This is a genomic window from Xenophilus azovorans DSM 13620 (assembly GCF_000745855.1).
Classification (GTDB): domain Bacteria; phylum Pseudomonadota; class Gammaproteobacteria; order Burkholderiales; family Burkholderiaceae_C; genus Xenophilus; species Xenophilus azovorans.
The window spans coordinates 1-8,113 of sequence record NZ_JQKD01000097.1 but is presented as its reverse complement, the minus strand read 5'-3'; the positions used below and the strand labels follow the sequence as shown (position 1 = coordinate 8,113).

At 63.8% G+C, this 8,113-nt stretch carries 6 protein-coding genes and 1 pseudogene; all 7 read left to right on the top strand.

Annotation, left to right across the window (positions count from 1 at the left end):
• On the top strand, positions 1–5,430 hold a 5,430-nt coding region (locus tag Q392_RS25770), incomplete at its 5' end, for a hemagglutinin repeat-containing protein (RefSeq protein ID WP_211260303.1).
• A gap of 1 nt (position 5,431) precedes the next feature.
• Positions 5,432–5,779, top strand: coding sequence for a hypothetical protein (locus Q392_RS33105; RefSeq protein WP_157008293.1), 348 nt, complete (start codon positions 5,432–5,434; stop codon positions 5,777–5,779).
• A 16-nt stretch (positions 5,780–5,795) separates the two neighbouring features.
• Positions 5,796–6,167 carry a DUF6984 family protein gene (locus tag Q392_RS33100; RefSeq protein WP_211260302.1) on the top strand — a complete coding sequence of 124 codons (372 nt, stop codon included), beginning with the start codon at positions 5,796–5,798 and terminating at the stop codon, positions 6,165–6,167.
• A 223-nt stretch (positions 6,168–6,390) separates the two neighbouring features.
• Positions 6,391–6,708 carry a hypothetical protein gene (locus tag Q392_RS33095; protein WP_157008289.1) on the top strand — a complete coding sequence of 106 codons (318 nt, stop codon included), beginning with the start codon at positions 6,391–6,393 and terminating at the stop codon, positions 6,706–6,708.
• Between the two features lie 69 nt (positions 6,709–6,777).
• The gene (locus Q392_RS33090) at positions 6,778–7,185 is read left to right on the top strand and encodes a hypothetical protein (RefSeq protein WP_157008287.1); all 408 of its coding nucleotides are present in this window, start codon (positions 6,778–6,780) and stop codon (positions 7,183–7,185) included.
• Between the two features lie 60 nt (positions 7,186–7,245).
• Positions 7,246–7,851 (top strand): hypothetical protein, encoded by a 606-nt coding sequence (locus tag Q392_RS25765; protein ID WP_157008285.1) that lies wholly within the window; start codon positions 7,246–7,248, stop codon positions 7,849–7,851.
• Positions 7,852–7,853: 2 nt separating this feature from the next.
• A pseudogene (locus tag Q392_RS25760) lies at positions 7,854–8,113 on the top strand (hypothetical protein); the annotation flags it as partial.

The following is an 8,113-nucleotide window of genomic DNA, read 5'->3' as shown; positions in this document are numbered from 1 at the left end:
AGGCAGCTCGAGGTCATCAACACCGGCGGCACGCTGGTGGCGGACCAGGGCGTGGTGGTGGATGCGGCCAGGTTCAGCGGCGACGGCACCCTGGCCTCGGGCGGCGACCTGCGCCTGGCCGTCACGCAGGACCTGACCAACAACGCCAAGGTGGTGGCCAACGGCGACCTCAGCTACGGCACCACCGGCCAGCTCACCAACAACGGCCAGTTGCTGGCCGGCGGCACGCTCACGGTGAGCGGCAGTGCCGTCGGCAACGCCGCCAGCGGGGAGATGTCGGCCACCGACACCACCGTCACCGCGATAGGCACGCTCACCAACCGGGGCCTGATCGACAGCGCGGGCACGACGCGCATCGACGCCGGCATCCTGAACAACATCGGCACCGGCCGCATCTACGGCGACTCCGTGGCCATCGGCGCCGGCCAGGTCAACAACGACGCCGAGACCGTCGGCGGCGTCGCCTCCTCGGCCACCATCGCCGGGCGCTTGAGCGTCGACATCGGCGCCACGGAGATCAACAACCGTGAGCACGCGCTGATCTTCAGCGGCGACGCCATGCGCATCGGCGGCGCGCTGAACGCCCAGGGCAAGGCCACCGGCCAGGGTGCCGCGCTGAACAACCTCAGCGCCGACATCGAGTCGCTGGGCGGCATGGCCATCTCGATGGGGAAGGTCAACAACTGGGATGTGCACATCACCAAGGCCGATCAGCCCACGGTCACTTCCTTCAAGGCCCAGGCCATCTCCATCCTCGGGCAGGGCATCTACCTGCCCGAGGAGGTGATCGTCATCCCCGGCCAGCCCTACGTGTGGCGGCGCAACCCCGACGGATCGCAAGGCGAACTGCTTACCGCTTCCGGCTACGCCATCTGGGACGGCACCTACATCGTCACCACCGACACCGCCGTCGATCCCGATCCCTCGCGCATCGTCTCCGGCGGCGACATGGCGCTGCAGGGGCATGTCTCCAACAAGAACAGTCGCATCGTCGCCGGCGGCACGCTCACCGCCACGGGCGGCGGTATCCACAACGACTCGCTCCAGGGCACGACCGAGGTCTTTGCCGTTGCCTCGGTGACCAACTGGGACGGCACGCCACAGGCACCTGTTGCCGGCGCGCAACCGCCCATCACCATCGACCTGGGCGCCTACGAGGTGACGCAGGACGCCAACGCCACCGCCGGCTACGCCATGGGCTCGGCCGGCATCGGCAGCACGGGCCTGAGCGCCGGCGGCGCCGGCGCCGCCCAGGGCGGCCATCCGGTCGGCACCATCGTCGAAGTGGCCTCCAACGTCCCCGGCGTGGAGGCGGGCACCGGCAGCGGGGCCGGCGCGGTCGGCGGCAGCGCGCCGTCCATCCCCATGGTCGTGCGCACCAGCGCGCCCACCACGACGATCCCTGCCGCCAGCCTGTTCAGCGTCCATGCCGGCGCCGGTCGCTACCTCATCGAGACCGACCCGCGCTTCGCCGACTACCGCAAGTGGTTGGGCAGCGACTACCTGCTCGATCACCTCGGCGTCGACCCCGACCACCTGCTCAAGCGCCTGGGCGACGGGCTCGTAGAGCAGAAGCTCATCCGCGAGCAGGTCGCCCAGCTCACCGGCTACCGCTACCTGGACGGCTACACCAGCGACGAGGCGCAGTACACCGCGCTGATGGACGCGGGCGCGACCTTCGCGCGGCAGTACGGCCTGAAGGTGGGTGTGGCGCTGACCGCCGAGCAGATGGCCCAGCTCACCAGCGACATCGTGTGGCTGGTCGAGCAGACCGTCACGCTGCCGGACGGCAGCACCCGGCAGGTGCTGGTGCCCCAGGTGTACGTGCGCGTGCGCCCCGGCGACATCGACGGCCACGGCGCGCTGCTGTCCGCGGGCAAGTTCCAGTTCGACGACAAGGCAGCCAACCTGGTCAACACCGGCACCATCGCGGGCCGCGAACTGGTGAGCATCAACGCCGGCACGGTGGACAACCTGGGCGGACGCATCAGCGGCGGCAAGGTCGGCATCCAGGCGCAGGTGGATATCAACAACCTCGGCGGCACCATCGACGCGCGCGAGGCGCTGAGCCTCGCGGCCGGGCGCGACGTGAACGTGCGCACCACCACCGGCGCAGGCGCCCTGGGCAACGTGGGCATCGACCGCGTGGCGGGCCTGTACGTGAGCGGCCCCGGCGGCACGCTGTCCGTCGATGCGGGGCGCGACGCCAACCTGGTCGGCGCGCAGGTCGTCAACGCCGGCAGCGGCGCCACCGCCATCAAGGCCGGCAACGACGTCAACCTCGGCACTGTCACCACCACCGAGGCGTCGGTGGCCTTCGGCTCCAACATGAGCGGCAGCTTCATCCGCAGCACGGAGGTGGGTACCACCGTCTCGGGTGGCGGCAGCGTCCGCCTGGATGCGGGCCGCGACGTCAATGCGCGGGCTGCCGGCGTGGCGGCCGAAGGCGACCTGAACGTGGACGCGGGGCGGGACATCCGCATCGGAGCGGGGCGGGAGCGGACGGACTTCAGCTATTCGGCCCATTGGAGCTCGAGCAACGCCTTGCGCCGCAAGGACACGACCGTGGACGCGCAGGCGCATTCCGACAACGCCATCGGCAGCAGCTTCACCGGCAAGAACGTCACGCTCGACGCCGACCGTGACATCGGCATCTCCGGCAGCTATGTCTCGGCGCAGGACAAGCTGGGCCTGGACGCCGGCCGCGACGTCAACATCGGCGTGGCGACCAACAGCAGCTCGACCTCCATGTCCACGGCGACCCAGCGCACGCCCACCGGCCTGGCCCGCGCCATGTCGGTGCCCGGGGTCATGGTCACCATCGAGACCAGCATCCCCGAGCCGGTGGCCGGCACGCTGCTCACCAACAAGGGCGTGCGCGACAACGCCATGACGCAGGACGTGACCGTCACCGGCAGCCTGCTGACCGGCGCCAGCGTGGACATCAAGAGCGGGCGCGACACCACCATCACCGGCTCGCAGATCATTGCCGACCACGACGTGAGCGTCGCCGCCGGCAACAACCTCACGGTGCAGAGCGCGCAGGAGGCCCACGTCCAGGGCCAGGGCTCGGTCGTCCACGCCTCGGGCAAGACCAACAGCGCGGGCATGCCGGCCTTCGGCGTGGCCAGCGGCATGAGCCAGACCGCCTCGTCGTCGGTGCGCCAGGTGGGCAGCCAGATCGTCAGCCTGGACGGCAACGTGGCGCTGTCATCCGGCGCGACCTACACCCAGACCGCCAGCGACGTGCTCGCGCTGGGCATCGGCGCCGACGGCAAGGCGGGCAACATCGGCATCCGCGCCAAGAACGTGGTGATCCAGTCGGCGGACGACACGCAGTTGACGGTCAACCTGTCACGCGAGAGCCACGCCACCTTCGGCGGCACGGCCAACCTGGGCATCGTCAACACCGTCAAGAGCGTGCAGGCGCTGGCCGACGCCTCGCAGCGCACCAACGACAGCCGCGCGCAGGCCCTGGCGGCCGCCTCGACGGCCGTGACGATCGGGCAGGCCATCTCCTCGGGCGGCTTCGGCAGCGCCAGCATCGGCGTCACGCAGAGCAAGGGGCATTCGCACAGCCAGTCGGCCCAGGTGCAGAGCGTGCCGGTGGGCTCGACCATCTCCGCGGCCGGCAACGTGAGCATCACCGCCACCGGGGCGGGCGCGGGCAGCAACATCTCGGTGGTGGGCTCGGCCATCGAGGGCGAGAACGTGAGCCTCGCGGCAGACAACGACGTGACGCTGGCCTCGGCCGTGGGCAGCTCGAACAGCGTCTCGTCCAGCCAGTCCAGCCAGATGAGCGCCGGCGCGGCCCTGAGCGTGGGCAGCCAGACCGGGCTGGTCTTCCAGGGCGGTGCCGGCAAGAGCAGCGGCGGCGGCACGGGCCTGGCCGTGGCGCACTACAACACCACCGTCACCGGCGCGCAGTCGGTGAGCATCGCCAGTGGCGGCGACACGACGATGCACGGCGCGGTGGTCACGGGCGAGAAGGTCACGGCCAGCGTGGGCGGCGACCTGAGCATCACCAGCCCGCAGGACGTGAGCATCTCCACGGCCCACGACAGCACTGCCGGCGCCAACGTGAGCCTGTGCGTGTGGTGGTGCGTGGGCAACACGGTGGAGTTCAGCGGCACCGTGGGGCAGGGCGGGGCCAACAGCAACTACGTGAGCGTGGGCAGCCAGCAGTCGGGCATCCAGGCGGGCGATGGCGGCTTCGACGTGGACGTCGCCGGCGACACCCGCCTGGTGGGCGGGGTGATCGCCAGCACGCAGGCGGCGGTCGATGCGGGGGCCAACAACTTCCACACGGGCGGCTCGCTGACCATGACGGACGTGGTCAACCAGGCCAGCCACGACGGCAGCGGGTTCAGCGTGACGGCCGGGTACAACACGACGCCCTCGGCGGGGTACGGCAGCGTCAGCGGAGGACAGACGGGCGTGTCGGCGGCGGGGATCTCGGGGATTGCGGGCAACACGGCGGTGCGTACCGGCGATCCCTCGGGTGGCGTGCAGCCGGGGCCGAGTGCGGACAGCATTCTTAGCGACGTCAATGCGCAGGTGCAGATCACCAGCGCTTTCCTTTCCAGCGCGGGCGATGCGTGGGGAAGGTATGCCAACGGTCGCTATTCGGACGCCATTGCAGCAGGGGACGAAGAGGCTGCTGCGTGCTGGGCGCCGGACGGTGCATGTCGCGCTGGCGGGCATTCCATCATCGGATTCCTGGGTGGCGGCGTGGGTGGGGCGCTTGGGGCGGGTATCTCGTCAGCCACTATGCCGGATTTCATCGCGTTCCTGCGGGCCAACGATGTGCCGGAGCCGCTTGTGCAGACACTCGCGGCGGCCGCCGCCGGCACACTGGGAGCAGTGGTCGGTGGCACAGCGGGTGCGGTGGGCGCCTACAACGAAGCAACAAACAATGCAGTGATGGCGGTGCCTCTGATCGTGGAGGCACTTGTGGCTGCGGGCCAGGCGGCTGTGCTGGCGTGTGCGCGTACCCCGGCGTGCGTTGCCGTGGTCGGGGCTGCGGCACTCGAAGCCTTGGGAGTCAACTCTAGTTCTTCGAACGATGGCTCGGATGGGAGCGGTTCCAACGGGGGCGCTTTGCCGCCGGATACGTATGGGATGCCGCCGAATGGCGCTGCGCCGCCGCCAGAAGATGATTCTCCTCAACGTGGTGTTGGTGGGCATGGGTGGCGTGGCGATCAGAACTGGCGTGCAGCAGTAAGAGAGGTGGCGGGCGGTGGAACTATTGAAAACATAGGTGGGATTGTCCCAACGCGACAGGAGGCTGTGGCCTTGCTTAGAGATGCACGAGCAACTATCTTGCGAATTGAGGGGCCTCATGCGCCACCTAATCCGCATTCCTATCCGCACATCAATTATGTGACGGCAGGAGGCTTGAGGGGCACTGTGCGAATCATAGGACTGTGAAATGAGCAATATCAATGAAATTAGAGAATGCTTTTCCAAAAAGATCAAAAAAATGAACTCCGTTCTGAAAATCAAGGGAGAGTGTCCTTGCCGTTTATCTGGCCCGGAAATAAAGAATGTTGAGTTTGTCGCGTTCTTACCGGAATTTGGAGGTGAACGAGGAATGTTGTTGGATTTGATAACGCCACCTGATTTCGAGCCTGGATTTGAGCAAAAGAAGATTGCGGAGCAATTGCAGATGCGAGTGTCATTTTTGAATCCTGAATCGATGAAAGCAATAGATGAATATATGCTGGCTCTTCGTGATTGGGGTTATTTTGGTCACTCTACCCTTGATTGGATGAAGTAAAGATAGCAATCAGCGCATGTCGGGAAAATTATCTCTTGCCCACCTCATGGCCTTGAGCCGTCCATTAAATGAGGCTGAATTGAAGATAATCAGATTCTTATTGAAGGCGCCCAAGTATCAAAGATTGTTGGAAGAAATTTCAAAGGCAATTGTTTGGGATGATGCTGACGGCGGCATGGGAAGTATTCAGTTTTCGTCTCGTCATCCCGGGTCTCGAATTTTGGGAGAACGTGTAGCGAGTGCAACCTTCAAGGACGAAGATGGCGTTCTTGTGACTATTGAATTAAATTTAGATCAAAACGGAGATTTAATGGAAATGGATTTTTGGAAAGTCGACTTTTCTCCTCTAAAAAAATACCCCACATCTGACGATTTAATTGTCAACTAGAAAATTACTCGGAACATCGGCGCAGTTCACAGTGAAGCGATGACTGACGGCGGTGGCGCGCCTTCCTGGACGATCAAATTCAAATCATCAAATCCTAGAAATCCATTTACCCTTGATAGGTAATTCGCACAGACAGCCATCTGAAAAAATAGTTAAAACTTGATTTCATGCCAAATGTTTGAGCCCAGATAAGCTTTAATTTCAAATTTCGGTGCTTTGAAGAATGAGCGACCTCAAAGAATATCTGGATGCTTTGGCGAACTGCCTGGAGCGCAACGAAGATGCAAGTACAGCAGTTGAGAAATTGCTGGATGCACTTTTGAGCGAAACCGATGCGGACGTTCTGAGAAAAAATATTCCGGAACTTACTGATTGGAGTATTCCTACAAGAATCCAATTGGCAATGCATGTAAGGTTATTGCAAATTGGTAGAGGCCATCCCAATGATATTGTCAGATTTGCTGATTTTTTAGATTTATTCTATGAAGAAATGGGCGAATGGGCAGCAGCACTGCGCAGATCCATTTCAAGGAACTCTTGACAAGCTTCAAAACCGACGAAGCATGGGTCGAGGTTCAGTGGAGTATGTCGATGCAACTGCCGGCAATGTATGGATGATCTGATTTATTCTCGGCCAATTGTTAAATTATTGGCTGCTCCATTTCACCCCGATCCAAGATGCGAAATCACGTGCGTTTCGTACGGGAATCAAAATCTGACGATGAGGGTAGTGGGTGTGGATTCTGCCGCCGAGGTTGTCGTTTCTTTGGTTTCTGGAGTCCGGGTGCTGGACGAAGTTGATTTAACTGAATTCGATGATCAATGCTCATTGAAGAGTGGCTGGATTTTCGAGGTCCTGGATGGAGGGTGGAAGGCGCTTGAACTTCGCCGCGCTCATTTCTTGAGCGCCCGTATATACGAAAATCTGCGCGAATTTCTCATCGTAGGGCTCAATGAATGCGTCAGTGTCTTGAGCAGAGATGAGCCTCGCTATCAAATCTTTTCACTGAATCAATAGGACAAGATTTCAGTTTGAGTTCTCACCGGTTTTCAATAATTCATAAGGGGAGGAATTTCCATGTCATTTCGAATCTGCGCTTGGCGCGCGAGCAGGCGGGTGGTCTGTGTCTTGGGCGCCGTGGTGCTCGTCAGCGGCTGCGCCACCCGCCTGCCGGCTCCCATCACCGGCTACACCTGCTGCAACCTGCACCCCAGCTACGCCTGGATCAACAGCTCCAACGTGCTGGGCGGCGCCATGCTGCCGGCCGGCCAGCGCGCCAGCTTCGACACCGTCAAGGGCCGCTACTACGTCTACGGCAAGATCGGCGCCGGGTACGTCTCGCTCGGCCATGACACGGCCCGCAGCAGCGAGGACACCCTGCGCTGGGTGCATCGCCTCGTCGTACCCGATGACCCGGCGGTGCGCCTGGCCTCCTGGCCGCAGGACGTGCAGAACGCCGTGCGCGCCGCCCGCGTCCTGCCCGGCATGAGCCGCGAACAGGTGCTCATGGCGCTGGCCTACCCCTCGCCGGCCGACACGCCGGACCTGGGTGCATCCACCTGGCGCTACTGGATCACGGTGCAGGACGACGAAACGGTGGACGTCCGCTTCGACGCCGAAGGCCGCGTGCAGGGCCTGAGCGGCAAGCCCGAGGCCGTGCGGGCCCTCGAATTTCGCCGCTGAGCATGAAGTCCGCCGTGTATTCCAGGGCGCTCGCGCGCACCGGGGCGGCGTCGGCCCTGCTCGCGGCGCTGGCCATCGCCGTGCCTGCGCGCGGCCACGCCCAGCAGGTGCCCACCACGCCCCAGCCCTTCATCGAGCAGCAGCGCCAGCAGGAGCGCGAGCGCGCGCTGCGCGAGCACAACGAGCGCCAGATCGACCAGCGCCTGCCCGCGCCCGACGCCCAGCCCGCCTCGCGCATCCCCGCGTCCGAATCCCCGTGCTT